We start from the raw sequence: 19259 nt of genomic DNA, 5'->3' as shown, positions 1-19259 counted from the left end.
GCCGCCGCCTCACGCCTGCACCGGCGTCGCGGCCCGGCCGCGCAGCACGATGTCATGGGCATAGCCGAGCCAGCCGAGCCCGACCTCGACCGGCGGGATCGGCCGGGCGATCAGCCGGTCCCGCGCCGCGGCGTCGGGCACCGACATGAAGATGCGGTCGAGCGGGTTCAGCGGGTCGCCGGGGAAGTACATCTGCGTCACCAGACGCGACAGCGTGGCCGGGCCGAGCACCGAGAAATGCACATGCGGCGGCCGCCACCAGGCGCCGGGAGCCGGCACCGGGTAGGCGCCGGGGCGGATGGTGAAGAAGCCGTATCGGCCTTCGTCATCCGTGCGGATTCGGCCGTTGCCGATGAAATTGGGGTCCAGCGGCGCGTCGCGCGTGTCGTTCGCATGGAAGTAGCGGCCGGCGGCATTGGCCTGCCAGAGCTCGACCACCGCGCCGCGCACCGGCCTGGCATCCTCGTCCAGGATGCGGCCGGCGATGTGAATCAGCTGGCCCATCGCCAGGCGGCCCGGCCCGGCCACCGCCAGGTTGTCGTCGCCGCAGGGCAGCTTGCGCCACAATGCGACCGGTCCGGTCACCTCGGTCCGCAGCGCCGGGCGGCGGATCGCCGGCTGGGCCGGGGTGTGGCTGAAGGTGTTGGCATAGCCCTCGATCGGCACCGCGGGCTGGATGCCGGCGGGCCAGTGGTCGAAGCGGTCGGGCAGCGTGGCGCCGTCCATGGGTCGGATCCTCCCTTTCCCGCCAGCCTAGCGCCTCGGCGGGCGGCGCGGGATAGTCCCGAGACGGGAGGACATGGAATGGAACAGCGGATCGTGGCGCGCGGGCCGGCGCGGATCGGCTATCTGGCGGCGGGCCGGGGGCCGGCGGTGCTGCTGCTCGCCTCGCTCGGCCGCGGCGCCGAGGATTTCGCCGAGGTCGCCCCGCTGGTGGCCGCCGCCGGCTTCCGCGTGCTCTGCCCGGACCCGCGCGGCATCGGCCGATCCGTGGGGCCGATGGCGGGGCTGACCTTGTACGACCTGGCCGAGGATGCCGCCGCGGTGCTGGACGCCGAGGCGACGGGCCCGGCCGTCGTCGCCGGCCATGCCTTCGGCAATTGGGTCGCACGCGCCCTGTCCGCCGCCCGGCCGGATCTGGTCCGCAGCGTGGTGTTGCTGGCCGCCTCGATCAGCCAAGCGCTCGACCCGGCGGTACGCGCTTCGATCGACGGTAGCTTCGACCCGAGGCTGGGCGAGGCCGAAAGGCTGGCGCATCTGCAGCGCGGCTACTTCGCCCCGGGCCATGACGCGCGGGTCTGGCTATCCGGCTGGCATCCATCGGTGGCCCAGATGCAGAGGGCGGCGACCGCCGCGACCGACGAGCGGTGGCGTCGGGTGGCGGAACGCCACCCGACGCATTATGTCGCTGCCGCCGCCGACACCATCGCGCCGGTACCGACGCGGGACGCGTTGCGGGAGGCACTGGGCGGGCCGGTCGGCCTGACCGTCATCGCAGAGGCCGGCCATGCGCTGCTGCCGGAGCAGCCGGCGGCGACGGCGGGGGCGCTGGTCAGGTTCGCTATCGAGCAGAGCTAAGGAAGGTTGGGGAGGGAATGGCATTCCCTCCCCAACCTTCCTTTTTGCGGGCTTGGCACCTGCCGCGCGGCGAGTGCCAAGCCCGGAAAGACAGAGGAGAATCCAGGCAGGGTACTTCCTCCCTGGCCTTGCCTCCCCCTACCGACAAGCACCGAACGCCTTACCCGCCCGGCGGCGACAGCGGACCCTGGCCGGGACCGGCCTGCATGCCGGGGACCGCACCGGGCTGCGCGCCTTCCGGCAGGGAGGTGAAGGGCTTGCCGGCCATCATGGCGGGCCGGCTGTTCACCACTACGCCGGGCGGCAGCGGCCGGAAGGCGGGGCCGGCATTCATCCCTGGCACGTGACCGACGATGGAGCCCCATGGCAGCGGCGTGAAAGGCTTGCCCGCATCCATCCGATCGGGATCGGCCAGGGTGTTCTGATGGGTTTCGACCGGGTCGCCGTTGCGGTCGAGCCAGACGGGCATCGGCACCACCGCGCCGGCCTCGCGCGGCCGGATGGCCGGCGGCGCCGCATCCGGCACCGCGGCGGGGGCCGGGGTGGCGGCGGGCGAGGTATCGGTGTTCGCGGCGCTCTGCGCCCAGGCGGGCGCGGCGAGCAGGGTCAGGCAACCGGCGATGACGGCGGCCCGGGCTTTCGGGATGGGCATGGACGCTCCTCGCTGTCTCGGTCCCGGCCTGGCCGGAACGGTCTGGGTAGAACCCGGCGCGGGCGCCGCGGTTGCGCCTGGGCGGCCCGACTTTCCGCCGCCCGGGGGGCGCGATACACCGGGAGAAACATCCTGGGGAAACGCGCGAATGGCCTTCCGAGTCGGCTACCTCTCCCATGTGCCGCACCCGTCCTTCCTGGACACCGCGGCGCAGCATCCCGAACTGGAGATCATCCGGATCCCGCTGGACCAGCCGGAGGCCGCGGTGCTGGAGGCGCTGCGCGGGGTGGATGGCTACTATTGCATGGCGTCCCGCGACGAGCTGCCGAAGCCCTTCCACGTCACCGCGGCCTTGCTGGCGCAGCTGCCCGGGCTGCTGATGGTCGGCAGCACCGGCGCCGGCTACGACCCGATCGACCCGAAGGCCTGCACCGAGGCCGGCGTGCTGCTGGTGAACCAGGCCGGCGGCAATGCCGAGGGTGTCGCGGAGCATGCGGTTGGCATGATGCTCGCCCTGCTGAAGCGGATGCCGGAGGCGACCGCGGCGATGCGCGAGGGCCGCGCCAAGGACCGCAGCGCGCTGATGGGGCGGGAGCTGCGCCACCGCACCGTCGGGCTGGTCGGCATCGGCAACGTGGGCACGCGGGTGGCGGAGATCGTTCGCCTGGCCTTCTCCTGCCGCGTGCTGGCCTGCGACCCCTATCTGGACGCGGCGACCATCGAAGCGCGCGGCGCCCGCAAGGTGGAAATGGCGGAGCTGCTGGCCGAAAGCGACGTGGTCAGCCTGCATCTGCCGCTGTCGCCCGAGAGCCGCAACCTGATGGACGGCGCGTCCTTCGCGCGGATGCGGCCGGGCGCGATCTTCGTCACCACCGCGCGCGGCAACATCCACGACGAACCCGCCTTGCACGAGGCGCTGCGCAGCGGCCATCTCGGCGGGGCGGGGCTCGACGTGTGGGAGCAGGAGCCGCCGGACCCGGACCATCCGCTGCTGGGCATGGCGAATGTCATCGTCACCCAGCACACCGCGGGGGTGACGCATGAAAGCCGCGCCAACATCACCCGCATCGCCGCCCTGGCCTTCGCGGATGCGGCCAAGGGCAGGCTGCCGCCGCGGATCATCAACCCCGCGGTGATCCCGCGCTTCGCAGTGCGCTACGCGGAGAAGCTCGGGCGCAGCATCGCCTGAGCGCCGTCGCCGAGCCTTGCGCCGGCGGCGGTGGCGTCGCAGCATCCCGGCGACGCGAGGCATGGGGGCGGGCTATGGTCGATCTGGTCATCACCGGGGATTGCGTGGTCACGCCGCACAGCATCGGCCCGGCCGACGTGGCGATCGCCGGTGGCCGGGTGATCGCGGTGGCGGAACGCGGCGCCTTCCCGATTTCGGCCGGCGCAAGGCTGGTGGACGCCACGGGCAAGATCGTCATGCCCGGCGGCATCGACCCGCATACCCACTGCCTCTGGCCCGTGGTGGTGCCGAGCGGCGAGCCGACCCTGACCCAGGGGCCTTCGGTGGTGGGCAAGGCGGCGCTGTTCGGCGGCACCACCACCATCATCGACTTCACCCGGGTGATGCACGGCCAGACCGTGCAGGGCGCGATCGAGCAGCGCATCGCCGCCTGGACCGGCGACGGCTGCCCCTGCGACTGGGCGCTGCACACCATGGTGGAGGGCGACCTCGGCCCCGATGTGCCCGGCCAGCTCGGCGAGGCAATCGAGGCCGGGCATGCATCCGTCAAGATCTTCACCACCGACATCACACCGTCCCGCAAGGGACGCATGGTCGATTTCGGCGACATCTGGGAGGTCTTCCAGGTGCTGGCGAGGAAGGGCGGGCTCGGCGTCATCCACGCCGAGGACAACGACATCGTCATGCACATGTACGCCAAGCTGTTCCGCGAGGGCCGCGCCGGCTTCGAGAACATGGCGGAAGTTCACAACACCCTGTCGGAGGACCTGTCCTTCCGTCGCGTGCTCAAGCTGGCGGAGCACGTCCCCGGCACGGCGCTGTACATGCTGCACGTCTCGGCCGGCAACGGCGTCCGCGCGATCCGCGAGGCGCGCAGCAAGAACCTGCCGATCTATGGCGAGAGCCTGCACCAGTACATGCTGTACACGCAGGAGGACTACAAGCGGCCGAACGGCCAGATGTACCACACCTACCCTTCCCTCAAGTCGCAGGCCGACCAGGACGAGCTGTGGCGCGGCGCCATGGACGGCACCATCGGCTGCATCGCCACCGACGAGCTCTGCTGCTCGCTGTCCGTGAAGACCCAGGGCAACCGGATCGACGACACCACCGGCGGCAATTCCGGCGTCGAGCCGCGCGTCGCGCTGATGTATTCCGAGATGGTCGGCAAGCGCGGCTTCACCCTGCGGCAATTCGTCAACGCGGTCTCGACCAATGCGGCACAGGTGATGGGGCTGTATCCGCGGAAGGGCGCCATCGCGCCGGGCGCCGATGCGGATATCTGCATCCTTGACCCCGCGCTGAAGCGCACCGTGCGGGCCGAGGCGATGCACGAGGCCGACTACTCGCCCTGGGAAGGCCGCCAGGTCGATGCCTGGCCCTGCATGACCATCCTGCGCGGCAAGGTGGTGGTCGAGGGCGACCGCTGGCTGGGCGATGCCAAGGGTGGCACCTGGCTGCCGCGCCGCATCCCGGCCGAGATTCGCGCCGGCGCCGCGCTGTAGCGCATGACGCCACCGGAGCTGCGCGACCTGGTCGCCGACAGCCTCGCCTTGTGGGAGGTACCGGCGCGGCCGAAGGTCGCCGGTGCGGGTGTGGCGCTCAGCGCGCCCGACGGGGCGCCGCTGTCCATCCGGCCGGCCGATGCCGCCGACCTGCCGATCCGCTGGTGGCTCGAACGTCCAGGCCAGCGCCGCCCCTGCACCTCCGTGCTCGGCCTGCTGCGCACGCTGCGCAACGCGGTCGGCGCCGGCGAGGGCGAGGCCCGCCGGCTGCGGGTGGCGCGGCCGGAACCATGATCCCGATCTCGGTCGTCACTGGCTTCCTCGGCGCCGGCAAGTCCACCCTGCTGCGCCGCATCCTGCGCGATCCCGCCTGGGCCGACAGCGCCGTCATCGTCAACGAATTCGGCGAGATCCCGCTCGACCACGACCTGATCGCCGCCAGCGAGGAAAGCTTCGTCAGCGCCTCCACCGGCTGTCTCTGCTGCGTGGTGCGGGACGACCTGACGCAGACGCTGCTCGACCTGCTGCAGCGGCGGGAGGCCGGCGCGGTGCCGCGCTATGCCCGCGTGCTGATCGAGACCTCGGGCCTGGCCGACCCCGCGCCGATCCTGCATGCCCTGATGACGAACGAGGCGCTCGGCGCGACCCATGCGCTGAGCAGCGTGGTCACGCTGGTCGATGCGCTGCACGGCGCGGCGACCCTGGCGCGGCACCCGGAGGCGCAGCGGCAGGTGATGCTGGCCGACCGCATCCTGGTCACCAAGCCCGACCTGGCCGCAACGCCGACGGATGCGATCCGCGCGCTGAACCCGGCGGCGCCGCTGCGCGAGGCGGTACAGGGCGCGGCCGACCCGGACTGGCTGTTCGCCGCCGCGCCACGCCCTGCCGACTTGCCCGACTGGGCGGCGCGCCATACCGCCGGCCTTGCCTCCATCGTCATCGAGCGCGAGGCGCCGGTCCCGGCCCTGGCGCTGACGCTTTGGCTGCAAGGTCTGGCGGAGCATGCCGGCGCCCGCCTGCTGCGGCTCAAGGGCCTCGTCGCCCTGGCCGAGCAGCCGGACCGCCCTGCCGTGCTGCACGCCATCCAGCACATGGTGCACCCGCTGGAATGGCTGGAGGCCTGGCCGGGCGCCGACCGCCGCAGCCGCATCGTGCTGATCGGCGAGCGCATCCCGCGCCACTTCCCGGCCCGGCTGCTGGCGGCGATCGAGGCCGAGGTGATCTCAACCCGGAGCTAGCGCCTCCGCGACGATGCCGTTGTCCGCCGTCATGCCGAAGCCCGGCTTCCGGGTGATGGCGCCGGCGGTGAACATCGCCATCTCCAGCCGGGTGAAGGCCTCCTCCGGGTAGAAGGGGTCGGCGGTCCAGAGGCCGACCGCCTCGTAGCGCGCGAGGCAGCGCGCCAGCAGCGGCTGCGGCATGTCGGGGAAAAACTCCGCGATGCAGGCCGCCAGAGCCTCGGGCGGGTTCGCCGCGACCCAGGCCAGGGTCCGCGCCAGGCCGCGCAGCATCGCCTTGAACTCGGTGCGCTTCGATTGCAGCAGCGCGGTGGTGGTGGTGAAGGTGGTGTAGCCGGTCACGCCGCGACCGGCCGCCGCGTGCCACACCGCGGCGCCGGCCTCCTCCGCCTGGGTCACGAAGGGCTCGAACAGCTGCGCCACGTCCAGGCGCCCTTCCAGCACCGCGGCCAGGTTCGCCGCCATGCCCTGGTCCGTCACCCGGCGGATTGTCGCCGGGTCCAGCCCCGCCCGGCGGATATCCTCCTGCAGGGTCCACCAGGGCGTCGGCACCTCCGACACCGTGCCCAGGGTCAGCCCCGCCAGGTCGCCCAGCGCGAAGCCCGGCCGCGGCGCGCGTCCGACCAGGAAGAACGGATCGCGCATCACCACCGCGCCGAAATTGCGCAAGGGGCTGGCCGGGTCGGCCTCATGCGCCAGCAGGATGCGCATCGGCCCGCCCCAGGCGAGGTCGGCGACGCCGGCCAGCACCGCATCCTTGGCATTGGCCGGGATGGTGCCGGTGCGCAGCGTCACCGCGACGCCTTCCGCCGCATAGTCGCCGCGCGCCAGCGCCGCATAGAAGGGTGCATAGAAGACGGCGCGGAAAGGCTCCTGCAGGGTGATGGGGGACATCGCGGATTCCTATGCCTTCGCCTATCGTGGCGCGCGGCTTGCAATGCCGGCAAGCCCGCCCGGATACTCGCCTCATGCCAACCCGCCGCGTTTTTCTTGCCACGCCCTTCCTGGCTGCCTCCGCCCTGGCGCAGGACCGCTTCCCCAGCCGCCCGATCCGGCTGGTGATCCCGGTCGCGGTCGCCGGCGTGACCGACATCGTCGGCCGCATCCTGGCCGATTCCATGAGCCCCCTGCTCGGCCGCCCGGTGGTGCCGGAGAACATCGCCGGCGCCGGCAGCACGGTGGGCGCCCAGGCTTTCCAGCGCGCCCCGGCGGACGGCCATACGATCTTCCTCGGCACCAACAACCATGCGGTGATGAAGACCATCTACCCGCAATTCCCGCATGACCCGGTGGCGGATTTCATCCCCGTAGCGCTGGTCGCGCGGCAGCCCTTCGTCCTGGTGGTGCATCCGGACGTGCCGGCGCGCGACGTGCCGGAACTGCTCGCCTGGCTGCGGACGAAGGGCGATGCGGCGAATTACGGGGCGGCCAACCCGGGCGGCAGCAACCACATGGCCGGCGAATTGCTGCGCCAGCGCGCCGGTGTCGGCTTCACCATCGTGCCCTACCGCGCCGCCGCGGCTTCGGTGCAGGATGTCGTCGCCGGCCGGCTGCAACTGACCATCGACAGCCCGACCATGCTGCTGCCGCTGATCCGCGACGGGCGGGTGCGCGGCCTGGCGGTCTCCACCGCCGGGCGCTCCGCGGTGGCGCCCGAGCTGCCCTCGCTGGCCGAGGCCGGGGTCGCCGGCTACGACATCACCATCTGGCAGGTGCTGTTCGCCCGCGCCGGCACCCCGCCCGAGGTCGTGGCGACGCTGAGCGATGCCGCCCGCCGCGCGCTTGCGGACCCGGCGGTGCAGCAACGCCTGGCCGCTGCCGGCTGCGAGGGCTGGCCCGACACCTCGCCTGCCGCGGCAGGGGCGCTGGTACGGGCGGAGATCGCCCGCTGGACGCCGATCGTCGCGGCGATGAACCTCAATCCTGGCTGACTTGCCGGGCCGGGCCGCCGGGTGTCAATTGCCGGCCCGCAACCCAACAGGGGAGGAAACGGGGCGCAGGCCCCGGCAGCATGATGGACCCGGCCCAGCTTTTCTCGCTCGGCGGCGCGACCGCGCTCGTCACCGGCGCCTCCGGCGCGCTCGGCGCGCATTTCGCCCGCGTGCTGCACGCAGCCGGCGCGAATGTCGTTCTCGCGGCGCGGCGGACGGAGGCGCTGGAGGCGCTTACCGCCGAACTCGGTGCCCGCGTCGCCGCGGTCCCGCTGGACGTGACCGACGGCGCCGCCGTCGCCCGCGCCTATGACGCGGCCGAGGCCGCCTTCGGCGCGCCTTGCGACATCATCGTCAACAATGCCGGGATCGCGGTATCCCGGCCCGTCCTGCAACAGACCGAGCAGGACTGGGACAGCGTGCTGGACGTGAACCTGCGCGGTTGCTTCCTGGTGGCGACCGAGGGCGCGCGGCGCCTGGTCGCGGCGAAGCGCGGCGGCAGCATCGTCAACATCGCGTCGATCGGCGGCCTGCGCATCCTGCAGGGCGTGGCCGGCTACACCGCGTCGAAGGCCGGGCTGGTGCAGCTGACGAAGCAGATGGCGGTCGAGCTGGCCCGCCACGGCATCCGCGTCAACGCGCTCTGCCCCGGCTATGTCGAGACACCGATCAACACCGAATTCTTCGCCTCCGAAGCCGGGCAGGCGGTGGTCAGGCGGGTGCCGCAGCGCCGGCTCGGCCAGCCCGAGGACCTGACCGGCCCGCTGCTGCTCCTCGCCTCCTCCGCCGGCACGCACATGACCGGCGCGGCGCTGGTGGTGGACGGCGGCCATTCCGTGAACCCGCTCTAGATCGGATCGCCGGAGGTCGGAACGACCGAAGGCGTGACTCCGGTCGCCAGAACACAGGACGACGCATATGGACTTCGCCCTTTCCCCCGAAGCCGACGAGCTCCGCCTGCGCATCCGCGCCTATGTCGAGGAGCGCATCATCCCGCTGGAAGCCGACCCGGCGAGCTACGATGCGCATGAGAACATCGCCAAGCCGCTGCTCGACACCTTGCGGGCGGAGGTCAAGGCCAAGGGCCTCTGGGCGCTCGGCATGCCGCAGGAACGCGGCGGCGGTGGTCAGAATATGGTCACGCTGGCCGCCTGCTACGAGGAGATGAACCGCTCCATCTTCGGGCCGGTGGTCTTCCACGGCGCCGCGCCGGACGACGGCAACATGCGCCTGCTGAACATGGTGGGGACCGAGGCGCAGAAGGAGCGCTGGCTGCAGCCGATCATCGACGGCACGGTGCAGAGCGCCTTCGCCATGACCGAGCCCGACGGCTGCGGCAGCGACCCCTCGATGACCTATACCCGGGCCGAGCGCGTCGGCGACCGCTGGCGCATCTACGGCCGCAAGCACTACATCACCGGCGCCGAGACGGCGAAGCACTTCATCCTCATGGCCCGCACCGGGGAGGACGACCGCAACGGCCTGACCGCCTTCCTGTTCCATGCCGACCAGCCGGGCTGGCGCATCCTCCGCCGCATCCCGATCATGGGGCCCGAGGAGCACGGCGGCCATTGCGAGCTGGAATTCGACGGGCTGGAGATCACCGACGACAACGTGCTGATGAAGGTCGGCGACGGGCTGCGCGCCACCCAGATCCGCCTCGGCCCCGCCCGGCTGACGCACTGCATGCGCTGGACCGGCATGGGCCGCCGCGCGCTCGAGATCGCCATGGCGCGGATCGAGACCCGCAAGGCTTTCGGCGCCACCCTGATCGACAAGGAAAGCGTGCAGCAGATGATCGGCCAGGCGGCGATGGAGCTCGATATCGGCCGGCTGCTGACCATGCGCGCCGCCTGGCTGCTGGACAACGGCAGCCTGGCGCGGAAGGAGGTCTCCATGGCCAAGGTCGTGGTCGCCGATGCGCTGCACAAGGCGGTCGATACCTCGCTGCAATTGCTTGGCGCGCGCGGCTATTCCAAGGACACGCCGGTGGAGTGGATGTACCGCTATGCCCGGCAGGCGCGGCTGGTGGATGGCGCATCCGAGGTGCATCGGATGGTGCTGACCAATTTCCTCCGACGGCAGGGCAAGGACTTCTTCAACTGGGGTGCCTGGCGTGGATGAAGCCGCCCGCGCGCGGCTCGCCGCCTGGCTGAGCACGGCGGCGGGCGCGCCGGTCGTCATCACCGGCATGGTGCTGCTCTCGGGCGGCGCGGTGCAGCAGAACTGGGCGCTCGACGCGACGCTTGGCGGCTCGCCGCAGCGCTGGGTGCTGCGCACCGACAATGCCGCGGTGCTCGCCGTCTCGCATTCGCGCACGGCGGAATTCGCGTTGCTGCAGGCGGCGCATGCCGCCGGCGTCGCGGTGCCGGCGCCGCTGTTCTGCTGCACCGCGCGCGACGTCACCGGCGCGCCCTTCTTCGTCATGCAGCGGGTGGAGGGCATCGCCGCCGGCCACCGCCTGGTCCGCGCCGCGCAGGGCAACGCCCTGGCGGACGGCCTCGGCCGCGAACTCGCCCGCATCCATGCCATCCGGCCGCCGCGCACCGACCTGCCCTTTCTCGGCGAGCCGCCGGCCGATGCGCACATCGCCTTCATCGCCGCGCAGCGCGCCGCACTGGACACCGCCGGCACGCCGCGGCCGGTGCTGGAATGGGGGCTGCGCCACCTGGAACGCACCGCGCCGCCGCCAGGCGAGACCGTGCTGAACCACAATGATTTCCGCACCGGCAACTACATGGTGGAGGGCGACCGGGTCTCCGCGGTGCTCGACTGGGAGTTCGCCGCCTGGGGCGACCCGCATGCCGACCATGGCTGGTTCTGCGCGCCCTGCTGGCGCTTCGGCGCGCTGGCGCAGGAAGCCGGCGGCATCGGCCCACGCGCGGCCTTCTATGGCGGCTACGAGGCCGCCAGCGGCCGTGCCGTGCAGCATGACCGCGTGCTGTGGTGGGAATTGGCCGCCACCATCCGCTGGGCCGTCGTCGCCGCCGACCAGGCCGGTCGGCACCTGTCCGGCGACACCAGCCTCGAGCTCGCGCTGACCGGCCATATCGTGCCGGAACTCGAGATGGACGTGCTGCGCATGACGGGAGTCGCCTGATGCTGGAACGCCCGGATGGCGGCAACCTGCTGGACACCGCGCGCGAGGTCTTGCTGAAGGAGCTGCTGCCGCATCTGCCGGAGGCGCAGCGCTTCCACGCGCGCATGGTGGCCAATGCCATGGTGATTGCCCGGCGCGAGGCCGTGGCGGACCAGGGCCCGGCGCTGGCCGCGCTGCGCGCGTGCATGGACGCGCCCACGGCCGACCCCGGCGACCTGCTGCAACGCCTGGCGCACGCCATCCGCGCCGGCGCCCATGACCCCGGCGCACCCGCCCATGCCCCGGTCGCCGCGGCGCTGCTCGCGCTGACGCGGCTGCGCTGCGGCATCAGCGCGCCCAAGGCACTCGGCAAGGCGGGCTAGGAGAATTCCGATGGACGACCCGAACACGCTGCCGCAACTGGCCGCCAACCACGTGCCGCTCTCGCCCATCTCCTTCCTGCAGCGGGCGGCGCGGATCTACCCGAAGCGCGTCGCCGTCATCCATGGCGCGCGGCGCATCACCTATGCTGAGATGGCGGATCGCAGCCGCCGCCTGGCCTCGGCACTGCGCGGCGCCGGCATCGCGCCGGGCGATGTCGTCGCCGTGCTGGCGCCGAACATCCCGGAGATGCTGGAGGCGCATTACGGCGTGCCGATGGCCGGCGCCATCCTGCTGACCATCAACATCCGGCTCGACGCCGCGGCGATCGGCTTCATCCTGCAGCACAGCCAGGCCAGGCTGCTGCTGGTGGACCGCGAATACACCGGCGTCGCCGGCGTGGCCCTGGCCGGGATGGCGGCGCCGCTCCCTGTCGTGGACATCGTCGATTCCGAAGCCCCGGAAGGGCCGGCGCTGGGCCCGATCGACTACGAGGCCTTCCTCGCCGCCGCCGACCCGCAGCAGCCGCCGCGCCTGCCCGAGGACGAGTGGGAGGCGATCGCGCTCTCCTATACCTCGGGCACCACCGGCAACCCGAAGGGCGTCGTCACGCATCATCGCGGCGCCTACCTGAATGCCTGCGGCAACGCGCTGGCCTTCGGGCTGAACCCGCGCAGCGTCTATCTCTGGACGCTGCCGATGTTCCATTGCAACGGCTGGACCTACACCTGGGCCGTCACGCTGCAGGGCGGCACGCATGTCTGCCTGCGCAGCGTGCGCCCCGACGCGATCTTCGCCGCCATCGCCGAGCACGGCGTGACCCATATGTGCGCCGCGCCCGTGGTGCTGACCATGCTGATCCACGCGCCCGATGCGGTGAAGCGCCGCCCGGCCGAGCCCGTCGCCATCGCCACCGGCGGCGCCGCGCCGCCCTCCCCCGTCATCGCGCAGATGGAGCAGATGGGCTTCGCGGTGACGCATCTGTACGGCCTGACCGAATGCTATGGCCCGGCCACCATCTGCCTGTGGCAGCCAGGGCTGGAGGAGATGCCGCTGGCCGACAAGGCCGCGTTCATGGCGCGCCAGGGCGTCAATCATCCGATGCTGGAGCAGGCGACGGTGCTGGATCCCGGCACCATGGCGCCGGTCGCGCGCGATGGCGCGACGCTCGGCGAGGTCATGCTGCGCGGCAATACCGTGATGAAGGGCTACCTGCGCAACCCGGCAGCGAATGCCGAAGCCTTCCACGGTGGCTGGTTCCACACCGGCGATCTCGGCGTGGTGCACCCGGACGGCTATATTGAGGTCAAGGACCGCGCCAAGGACATCGTGATCTCGGGCGGGGAGAACGTCTCGACGCTGGAGGTCGAGGAAGTGCTCTACGCCCACCCCGCCATCATGGAAGCGGCCGTCGTCGCGCAACCCGACGAGAAATGGGGCGAGGTACCGCATGCCTTCGTCACCCCCGCGCCCGACAAGGACCCGCCGACCGAGGCCGAGGTGATCGCCTGGTGCCGCGAGCGCCTGGCGCATTTCAAGTGCCCGAAGCGCGTCAGCTTCGGCCCGCTGCCGAAGACCAGCACCGGCAAGATCCAGAAATTCGAACTGCGGCAGCGCCTGCGATCGGTGTAGCCTGCCCGGCAACACCCTGGGAGGAACGAATCGATGCGCGTCGCCCGCCGCTCGCTGCTGGCCGCCCCTGCCCTGCTCGCGCTGCCGGCGCGCGCGCAGTCCTGGATGCCTGACCGGCCGGTGCGCATCCTGATCCCCTATACACCGGGCGCGATCAACGATTCGCTCGGCCGGCTGATCGGCGAACGCTTCCAGGATTTGCTGGGCCAGCCCGGGCTGGTGGAGAACCGGCCGGGCGCCAGCGGCTCGCTCGCCCTGGCGGCGACGGCACAGGCGGCACCGGATGGCGGCACCATCGTCGTCGCCAACACCGCCAACCTCTGCATGAACCCCTTCCTGTTCGCCAATACCGGCTATGATTCGCGCAAGGACCTGGCGCCGATCGCGGTGGTGGCGCGGGTGATGAACGCACTGGTGGTGCGGGCGGACAGCCCGATGCGCAGCGTGGCGGACCTGGTCGCGGCGGCGAAGGCGAAGCCCGGGCAGCTCAGCTTCGCCAGTTCCGGCGCCGGCAGCAGCCCGCATCTGGCAGCCGAGCTGTTCAAGGTGCGCACCGGCATCGACATCACCCATGTGCCCTACCGCGGCAGCGCGCCGGGGCTGGCGGACCTGCTCGGCGGCCGGATCACCCTGGCGATCGACAACCTGCCGAACGTCCTGCCGCATGTGCAGGACGGCCGGCTGCGCGCCCTGGCCGTGACCGGGACCGAGCGCGACCCGGCCATGCCCGATGTGCCGACCTTCGCCGAGGCCGGCTTTCCCGGCGTCGAGGTCTATGTCTGGTTCGGCTTCGTCGGCCCCGCCGCGCTGCCCGCGCCGATCCGCGACCGGCTCGCGGCCACCATCATCCGCATCGCCGAAAGCCCCGGGACGGCGGAGCGCATCCGTCGCGCCGGCGCCACGGTCTGGACCCGCGGGCCGGCGCAGATGGCAACGCTGATCGAGGACGAGTTGCAGAAATGGGGCACGGTGATCCGCGCCGCCAACCTGCGGGTGGAATAGGGAGGCGCCAGCATGCCCGAGTCGGAACCGAACGAGACCCAGCGCCTGCTGGTCGAGCTCAACGCGTTGCTGCGGCTGAAGACCACGGTCATCGGCATGAAGCTGTTCGAAACGGCGGCGGAGATGGAGGCGATCCCGCGTATCCGCCGGCCGAAGACCAAGCATACCACCGACCAGATCGTCTCGATGGCATCGCGGCTCGGCTGGACCGTGGGCATCACCGCGGCCGACCTGGTCGGCGCGCAGTGCCAGGCGGTGATCGGCCTGGCGCCGCAGGACCAGGACTGGCGGCGGGGCGAGAAGTATGTCGGCGTCTGGCACGGCACGCAGCAGGATGCCCAGGCCCGGCAGGAAGCCTTGACCTGCGTGCCGCATGGCCGCTTCCAGGCCATGGCGGTCAGCCCGCTCGACAGCGGCCGGCTCGACCCGCCGGACATCGCCATGGTCTATGCGACGCCGGGGCAGATGATCATCCTCATCAACGGCTTGCAGTACCGCAACTACCGCAAGTTCGAATGGTCCGTGGTGGGCGAGACCGCCTGTGCCGACAGCTGGGGCCGCGCGCTGGCGACCGGCGAGCCGAGCCTCTCGCTGCCCTGCTTCGCCGAGCGGCGCTATGGCGGCGTGCCGGACGAGGAGATGCTGATGGCGCTGAAGCCGGCCGACCTGCGGCAGGCGGTGGACGGCATGAAGGCGCTGGCGAAGAACGGCATCCGCTACCCGATCCCGCCCTACGGCATCCAGAACGATCCCTCGGCCGGCATGGGCATCAGCTACGCCAAGGGCTGACGGAGCCGCTCCCGCATCGCCCGCGCGCGCTGCACCACTGGCCCGGCTTCCGCCGCGAAGGGCGCGAGCGCGGCGTCGAGCACGCCGCGCGCCTCGGCGGCACGGCCTGCCCCATCGAGCAGCGCGGCGAGCGATATCGCCGCATGCAGGCCGAACAGCCCGGCCCGCTGCGCCGTGGCCCGGGCCACGGCCGCGCGCAGCTCCGCTTCGGCCTCCGCCGCCCGGCCGGCACGGCCGAGGATCTCGCCGCGCTGGCGCAGCAGCACCGCGGCCTCCCAGGCGGCACCGCTCTCGGCCATCAGCGCGAAGGCCTCCGTCATGCGCTGCAGCGCGCCGCCGGTGTCGCCGGCCCGCGCCATCAGTTCCGCCTCCATGCCGAGGTAGTTCGGCACGAAGGTCAGCGCCTCCGTCGCCCGGTTCCAGGCCACCGCCTCCCGCACCAGGGCGAGGCCGCCTTCGATCTCGCCGCGGCGGCCGAGCAGCAGCCCGACGATCGCCTTCGCCGCCATCGCCAGGTATTCGATGTCGTGCTCCTCGCAGAGCGCGATGGTGGTGCGGAGCCGGGCGATGCAGGCCTCCTCCGCCCCGGTGTCGTAATCATAGCGCCCGAGCGCGTAGTGCGCGTTGGCGATGGCGAAGGGGAAGGCGGCAGCCTCGGCCGCGGCCAGCGTCGCCTCGAGGTCGCGCCGCGTCTCGCCCAGGCGCCCCATGAAGGTGCGCGCCCAGGCGGCGTAGCAGCGCGTGCTGATCACCGTGGCCTGCAGCGCCAGCCCGTAGCGCCGGTCGCGTTCGGTGCGCGCGTCGTAGTCCAACCCCCGCTGCAGGCTTTCCAGCGCCGCGGGGAAGCGTCCGAGGATGAATTGAGAGTGCCCCATCGCGCTCCAGGCGATGGCCAGGCCACCATGCGACTCGCGCGCCTCGGCGTAGTCCAGCAGCGCTTGCGCCCGTTCCAGCGCCAGGCCGATATGGCCGCGCATCCAGGCATGGCTCCACTGGCCGTGCATGGCGTTGCGCAATTGCGGCTGGCCTGGCAGCGTCTCCGCCAGGTGGCGGGCGCGGTCGTAGGCCCGGCCGGTCTCCAGCGCGCTGTGGCCGCGCAGGCTCAGCAGCGCGTTGCCGACCAGCAGCTGCATGTCGAGCTCTACCTGCGCATGCGCCGGGTCCTCCGGCAGGGCCTGCAGCAGGGCGATGCCGCGGCGCAGCTGCGCCAGGGCTTCCTCCATCGCGCCACGGCGCATCGCCTGCTGCGCCCCGCGCTGCCACCAGGTCACCGCCTGGTCCGGCTGCATCGCCTCGCTGCGGTGATGCGCGATGACCTGCGGCTGCGCCGCCGCGCTGTCCGGGAAGCGCGATTCGATGATGTCGGCGACCCGCGCATGCAGCGCCCGGTAGCGTTCCCGCGGCAGCATGCCCAGCGCGGCATCCTGGATCAGCGCATGGCTGAACCGGTAGGTGCCGCCGCGCCGTTGCAGCACGCGGGATTCGACCAGCCGTTCCAGCATCGGTGCGAGCTCCGCCGCGTCGCGGTCGAGCACGGGGCCCAGGAGGGCGGCATCGAATTCACGGCCGATGACGGAGGCGACCTCGGCCACCGCCCGGGCCTCGCCCAGCCGGTCGAGCCGCGCCAGCAGCGAGGCGTGCAGCGAGACCGGCACGCTGGCGCGGTCCGTCGTGCGATGCGGCGCACGGTCCCCGGCGCCGCCGCCTTGGGCGATCTGCTCGGTGACGGCTCGGGTCAGCTCCTCCAGGAACAGCGGCACGCCGTCGGCGCGGCGCAGGATGTCGCGGGCGATCGCCGGCGGCAGCGGTACGTCGCGGGCGATGCCGCGCACCAGCTCCGCCGCCTCGGCCTCGGCCAGCGGCGCCAGGGCCAGGCGCTCGACCCCCGGCAGGCCGAGCCAAGCCGGGACGAATTCCGGCCGCGCGGTGACGACGGCGAGCACCCGCAGCCGCGGCACCTGGTCCATCCACAAGGCGAGGAGTTCGCGCGTGGTCGGATCCGCCCAATGCGCATCCTCCAGCACCATCAGCACCGGCCGAAGCCGGGTGGTGGCGGCCAGCCCCTGCGCCAAGGCCTGCAGCAGCCGCTCCCGCCGCCGCTGCGGCGGCATCGGCGGAATCGAGCCCAGCCCATGTCCCTGCAGCGAAAGCTGCTCGGCGATCAGCGCCAGGTCCACCGCCGGCAGGTCGGGCAGCAGGTTGCGCAGCTTCTCGACCCGCTGCGCCGGGCCATCCGAGGGATGCATCCGTCCGTCGCGTTCCAGCTGCTGCAGCACCGGCTGCAGCGGCATCCCCTGCTGATGCGGCGCGGCGAAATAGCGCAGCGCGATCCTGCCCTCGGCCTCCTTCAGCAGTTGCGCCACCAGGCGCGACTTGCCGATGCCGGCCTCGCCCGAGACCAGCACCGCCCGCCCCTCGCCTGCCTGGGCCGAGCGCCACAGCGCCAGCAACCGGTCGAGCGCCGCGGCGCGGCCGAGCATCGGCAGCACGCTGCCGGCGGCGCGGGCGGCGAAGCGGTCGGCGCTGCGCGAGACACCGAGCACCTGCCAGACCGGGACCGGGTCGGGCCAGCCCTTCATCGGATGCGCGCCGAGATCGCGGAATTCGAACAGCGCGCCGACCTGCCGCTTGACGCTCTCGGACAGCAGCGCGGTGCCGGGTTCCGCCAGCGCCTGCAACCGCGCGGCCAGGTTCGGCGTCTCGCCGAAGACGTCGAGGTTGCGCGGGTCGCCGGTATCGGCGACGTCGGCGATGACCACCAGGCCGGTCGAGATGCCGATGCGCACCGCCAGGCGCTGGCCCGTGCGCATCGGCAGCGCCGCCACCGCGTCGAGGATACCGAGCGCTCCGCGCACCGCCCGCTCGGCATCGTTCTCCTGCGCCATCGGGTAGCCGAAATAGACCAGCACGCCATCGCCGACGAGGCGGCCGAGATGTCCGCCATGCGCCGCGACCACGTCCGCGGTGACGCGATAGAAACGGGCGATCGCCTCGGTGAACTCCTCCGGGTCCGTCCCGGCGGCCATGGCGGCGGAGCCGACCACGTCGCAGAAGAGCACGGTCATCGGCCGCAACTCGCGGGAGCGCGGCGCACCATGCCGCGGCGACACGGCACCGCCTTGCTGGCGCAGGCCGCATTCGCTGCAGAACCGCGCGGAGGCCACGAGCGCGGCGCCGCAACCGGCGCAGGTCACCTGCGCGGCCGGACCGTCGGTCCCAGAATTGCGTTCCGCCGGCTGTGCCAATGCGACGGTGCCTCTCTCCAATGCGCCGGGCCGCGTCGCAGGAGTCAGTCATCGTCGGCTGCTGGCCCGACGGTACCGTCTCGTTGCCTTGCTGGGCCGATTCGCTTCGCCGCTTATGCCATGCGGCGCCGGCCCTCGCCATGCCGCGCCGGCACCGGCGCCGAATTCCAGCGGGACGCGCAGGCCGCGGCCAGCGGGCACGCCAACGGCGAGAGCCCGCCCGGCGCAACAGCCGGCCCGGTGCCGCGTTGTGCCGAACCCATCCGGAGCACGAGGAACGCATGCCCCCATCCGATCCAATCGCCCCGCCCGGCTTCCCCGGGCCGGAAATTCCGCCGATGCCGCCGGGCCCGGCTTCGCCGTCGCCGGGGCCCAGCCCGTTGCCGCCGGGACCGGGGCCGGAACTGCCGCCGCAGAATCCGCCCGGCCCGCGCGAGATGCCGCCGCCCCAGGCAGGACAAGGCTAGCCGGGCAAGGCTGATCCGGCGGCGCATCTTCCGCTGCCGGGACCGGCGGCGACGCATCCCAGCGGCGCCGCCGGCGTTGTCCCCGCGCCGGCGGTGATCGCATCGCCGGCACCAACGGGAGCAAATGGAAGGACAGCTTCATGGCGGGTTCCAGCGGCGAGGCGCCGCAGGGCGGCAACCGGAACAACAATCCGGGCAACTTCGCCAACAACCGGGAAAAGGCATCGCGGGCCGGCCAACTCGGCGGCTCGCGCCAGGGCGCAGCGAGCAATCCTGGCAATTTCGCCAACAACCGCGACCGGGCGCGCGAGGCCGGGCATCTCGGCGGCGTGCACCAGGGCAAGGCGAACAATCCTGCGAATTTCGCCAACGATCCGGCCAAGGCGCGCGAGGCCGGTCATATCGGCGGCACGCATCAGGGTCGGCAGAACAATCCGGCCAATTTCGCCAACGACCGCGGCAAGGCGAGCGAGGCGGGGCGCCTGGGCGGGCAGCAGCGTGGCAATGCGCGCAACGGCCAGGCGGAATCCGCAAGCGGCAGCGCCAAGGACTGACGTCCCGGCGCTGGCAA

Annotated in this window: 18 protein-coding genes; 14 read left to right on the top strand and 4 right to left on the bottom strand. The window is 72.2% G+C overall.

Annotation, left to right across the window (positions count from 1 at the left end; genetic code table 11):
- Positions 1-9: 9 nt before the first annotated feature.
- A complete protein-coding gene (locus tag ACFQS7_RS04525) occupies positions 10-726 on the bottom strand; it encodes a protocatechuate 3,4-dioxygenase subunit beta (protein ID WP_380065826.1) in 717 nt (238 codons plus the stop codon).
- Positions 727-804: 78 nt separating this feature from the next.
- Here ACFQS7_RS04525 and ACFQS7_RS04520 point away from each other — a divergent pair, with 78 nt between their 5' ends.
- Positions 805-1578, top strand: a complete 774-nt coding sequence (locus ACFQS7_RS04520; protein WP_380065825.1) for an alpha/beta fold hydrolase — start codon at positions 805-807, stop codon at positions 1576-1578.
- A 160-nt stretch (positions 1579-1738) separates the two neighbouring features.
- Here ACFQS7_RS04520 and ACFQS7_RS04515 read toward each other — a convergent pair whose 3' ends face one another.
- Positions 1739-2230: a hypothetical protein gene (locus ACFQS7_RS04515; RefSeq protein ID WP_380065824.1), complete on the bottom strand. Its 492-nt coding sequence runs from the start codon at positions 2228-2230 to the stop codon at positions 1739-1741.
- Positions 2231-2378: 148 nt separating this feature from the next.
- Between ACFQS7_RS04515 and ACFQS7_RS04510 the strand changes: the two genes are divergently transcribed.
- From ACFQS7_RS04510 to ACFQS7_RS04495, 4 genes are all read left to right on the top strand, one after another.
- Entirely contained in the window at positions 2379-3419 is a 1041-nt protein-coding gene (locus tag ACFQS7_RS04510) for a hydroxyacid dehydrogenase (protein ID WP_380065823.1), read from the top strand.
- Positions 3420-3493: 74 nt separating this feature from the next.
- The gene (locus tag ACFQS7_RS04505; protein ID WP_380065822.1) at positions 3494-4924 is read left to right on the top strand and encodes an amidohydrolase family protein; all 1431 of its coding nucleotides are present in this window, start codon (positions 3494-3496) and stop codon (positions 4922-4924) included.
- 3 nt (positions 4925-4927) lie between these two features.
- Positions 4928-5218 carry a hypothetical protein gene (locus ACFQS7_RS04500; protein ID WP_380065821.1) on the top strand — a complete coding sequence of 97 codons (291 nt, stop codon included), beginning with the start codon at positions 4928-4930 and terminating at the stop codon, positions 5216-5218.
- Positions 5215-6162, top strand: a complete 948-nt coding sequence (locus ACFQS7_RS04495) for a CobW family GTP-binding protein (RefSeq protein ID WP_380065820.1) — start codon at positions 5215-5217, stop codon at positions 6160-6162. Before ACFQS7_RS04500 ends, ACFQS7_RS04495 begins: the two co-directional genes overlap by 4 nt.
- On the opposite strand, the gene ACFQS7_RS04490 is transcribed toward ACFQS7_RS04495, so the two are convergent.
- A complete protein-coding gene (locus ACFQS7_RS04490) occupies positions 6148-7056 on the bottom strand; it encodes an ABC transporter substrate-binding protein (RefSeq protein WP_380065819.1) in 909 nt (302 codons plus the stop codon). The two genes, ACFQS7_RS04495 and ACFQS7_RS04490, sit on opposite strands and share 15 nt — an antisense overlap.
- 74 nt (positions 7057-7130) lie before the next feature.
- Between ACFQS7_RS04490 and ACFQS7_RS04485 the strand changes: the two genes are divergently transcribed.
- The 8 genes from ACFQS7_RS04485 to ACFQS7_RS04450 all read left to right on the top strand — a co-directional run bounded on the left by ACFQS7_RS04485 (position 7131) and on the right by ACFQS7_RS04450 (position 14976).
- Positions 7131-8093 carry a Bug family tripartite tricarboxylate transporter substrate binding protein gene (locus ACFQS7_RS04485; protein WP_380065818.1) on the top strand — a complete coding sequence of 321 codons (963 nt, stop codon included), beginning with the start codon at positions 7131-7133 and terminating at the stop codon, positions 8091-8093.
- Between the two features lie 80 nt (positions 8094-8173).
- Entirely contained in the window at positions 8174-8944 is a 771-nt protein-coding gene (locus tag ACFQS7_RS04480; RefSeq protein WP_380065817.1) for an SDR family NAD(P)-dependent oxidoreductase, read from the top strand.
- 67 nt (positions 8945-9011) lie between these two features.
- Positions 9012-10217 carry an acyl-CoA dehydrogenase family protein gene (locus tag ACFQS7_RS04475; RefSeq protein ID WP_380065816.1) on the top strand — a complete coding sequence of 402 codons (1206 nt, stop codon included), beginning with the start codon at positions 9012-9014 and terminating at the stop codon, positions 10215-10217.
- Entirely contained in the window at positions 10210-11193 is a 984-nt protein-coding gene (locus ACFQS7_RS04470; protein ID WP_380065815.1) for a phosphotransferase family protein, read from the top strand. Before ACFQS7_RS04475 ends, ACFQS7_RS04470 begins: the two co-directional genes overlap by 8 nt.
- Positions 11193-11555, top strand: a complete 363-nt coding sequence (locus ACFQS7_RS04465; RefSeq protein WP_380065814.1) for a DUF6285 domain-containing protein — start codon at positions 11193-11195, stop codon at positions 11553-11555. The genes ACFQS7_RS04470 and ACFQS7_RS04465 overlap by 1 nt, the downstream gene beginning before the upstream one ends.
- A 10-nt stretch (positions 11556-11565) precedes the next feature.
- Positions 11566-13185: an acyl-CoA synthetase gene (locus ACFQS7_RS04460; protein WP_380065813.1), complete on the top strand. Its 1620-nt coding sequence runs from the start codon at positions 11566-11568 to the stop codon at positions 13183-13185.
- A gap of 33 nt (positions 13186-13218) precedes the next feature.
- Positions 13219-14187 (top strand): Bug family tripartite tricarboxylate transporter substrate binding protein, encoded by a 969-nt coding sequence (locus tag ACFQS7_RS04455; protein WP_380065812.1) that lies wholly within the window; start codon positions 13219-13221, stop codon positions 14185-14187.
- Between the two features lie 12 nt (positions 14188-14199).
- Complete coding sequence (locus tag ACFQS7_RS04450) at positions 14200-14976, top strand: DUF169 domain-containing protein (RefSeq protein WP_380065811.1); 777 nt, start codon at positions 14200-14202, stop codon at positions 14974-14976.
- Here ACFQS7_RS04450 and ACFQS7_RS04445 read toward each other — a convergent pair.
- A complete protein-coding gene (locus ACFQS7_RS04445) occupies positions 14961-18041 on the bottom strand; it encodes an AAA family ATPase (RefSeq protein WP_380065810.1) in 3081 nt (1026 codons plus the stop codon). The genes ACFQS7_RS04450 and ACFQS7_RS04445 overlap by 16 nt on opposite strands.
- Before the next feature lie 787 nt (positions 18042-18828).
- Between ACFQS7_RS04445 and ACFQS7_RS04440 the strand changes: the two genes are divergently transcribed.
- Positions 18829-19242: a general stress protein gene (locus ACFQS7_RS04440; RefSeq protein ID WP_380065809.1), complete on the top strand. Its 414-nt coding sequence runs from the start codon at positions 18829-18831 to the stop codon at positions 19240-19242.
- Positions 19243-19259: the final 17 nt, after the last annotated feature.

This window comes from Dankookia sp. GCM10030260, assembly GCF_042666655.1.
GTDB lineage: Bacteria > Pseudomonadota > Alphaproteobacteria > Acetobacterales > Acetobacteraceae > Paracraurococcus.
This window is presented reverse-complemented; position numbering and strand designations above follow the sequence as displayed.

Coding starts and splice junctions, on each gene's coding strand:
- ACFQS7_RS04450 (WP_380065811.1), top strand. CDS start 14,200: ATGCCCGAGTCGGAACCGAACGAGACCCAGCGCCTGCTGGTCGAGCTC.
- ACFQS7_RS04490 (WP_380065819.1), bottom strand. CDS start 7,056: ATGTCCCCCATCACCCTGCAGGAGCCTTTCCGCGCCGTCTTCTATGCA.
- ACFQS7_RS04500 (WP_380065821.1), top strand. CDS start 4,928: ATGACGCCACCGGAGCTGCGCGACCTGGTCGCCGACAGCCTCGCCTTG.
- ACFQS7_RS04495 (WP_380065820.1), top strand. CDS start 5,215: ATGATCCCGATCTCGGTCGTCACTGGCTTCCTCGGCGCCGGCAAGTCC.
- ACFQS7_RS04460 (WP_380065813.1), top strand. CDS start 11,566: ATGGACGACCCGAACACGCTGCCGCAACTGGCCGCCAACCACGTGCCG.
- ACFQS7_RS04485 (WP_380065818.1), top strand. CDS start 7,131: ATGCCAACCCGCCGCGTTTTTCTTGCCACGCCCTTCCTGGCTGCCTCC.
- ACFQS7_RS04510 (WP_380065823.1), top strand. CDS start 2,379: ATGGCCTTCCGAGTCGGCTACCTCTCCCATGTGCCGCACCCGTCCTTC.
- ACFQS7_RS04465 (WP_380065814.1), top strand. CDS start 11,193: ATGCTGGAACGCCCGGATGGCGGCAACCTGCTGGACACCGCGCGCGAG.
- ACFQS7_RS04480 (WP_380065817.1), top strand. CDS start 8,174: ATGATGGACCCGGCCCAGCTTTTCTCGCTCGGCGGCGCGACCGCGCTC.
- ACFQS7_RS04505 (WP_380065822.1), top strand. CDS start 3,494: ATGGTCGATCTGGTCATCACCGGGGATTGCGTGGTCACGCCGCACAGC.
- ACFQS7_RS04525 (WP_380065826.1), bottom strand. CDS start 726: ATGGACGGCGCCACGCTGCCCGACCGCTTCGACCACTGGCCCGCCGGC.
- ACFQS7_RS04520 (WP_380065825.1), top strand. CDS start 805: ATGGAACAGCGGATCGTGGCGCGCGGGCCGGCGCGGATCGGCTATCTG.
- ACFQS7_RS04445 (WP_380065810.1), bottom strand. CDS start 18,041: ATGACCGTGCTCTTCTGCGACGTGGTCGGCTCCGCCGCCATGGCCGCC.
- ACFQS7_RS04455 (WP_380065812.1), top strand. CDS start 13,219: ATGCGCGTCGCCCGCCGCTCGCTGCTGGCCGCCCCTGCCCTGCTCGCG.
- ACFQS7_RS04515 (WP_380065824.1), bottom strand. CDS start 2,230: ATGCCCATCCCGAAAGCCCGGGCCGCCGTCATCGCCGGTTGCCTGACC.
- ACFQS7_RS04440 (WP_380065809.1), top strand. CDS start 18,829: ATGGCGGGTTCCAGCGGCGAGGCGCCGCAGGGCGGCAACCGGAACAAC.
- ACFQS7_RS04475 (WP_380065816.1), top strand. CDS start 9,012: ATGGACTTCGCCCTTTCCCCCGAAGCCGACGAGCTCCGCCTGCGCATC.